Here is a 313-nt window from a genome sequence, read left to right on the forward strand (position 1 = left end):
TGGCCGTCGCCAACGATTTTTTGTCACGAAAGCTCAAGCCGTGGACCGGCAAGTGAGGCGCAGGATGATTGAGCGGGGCCATCCAGCGTTGTCGATCGGCGCGCAGTGCCGCCTGCTGTCGATCTCGCGCTCGTCCTACTATCATGAACCGGTCGGAGAGACGGAGCAGAACCTCGGGCTGATGCGGGTCATTGACCAGCAGTTCCTCGACACGCCGTTCTATGGGGTTCGCCAGATGACCTGGCACCTGCAGAACGAGGGGCATGGTGTGAACCAGAAGCGCATCCGGCGGCTGATGCGGCTCAGGCGTTTG

The 313-nt window shown here is 61.7% G+C and carries 1 protein-coding gene; it reads left to right on the forward strand.

Annotation, left to right across the window (positions count from 1 at the left end; all coding sequences use genetic code 11):
- Positions 1 to 64: 64 nt before the first annotated feature.
- On the forward strand, positions 65 to 313 hold a 249-nt coding region (locus tag XINFAN_RS20175; RefSeq protein WP_148087161.1), incomplete at its 3' end, for an IS3 family transposase.

The organism is Pseudogemmobacter humi, assembly GCF_900609055.1.
Lineage (GTDB): Bacteria > Pseudomonadota > Alphaproteobacteria > Rhodobacterales > Rhodobacteraceae > Pseudogemmobacter > Pseudogemmobacter humi.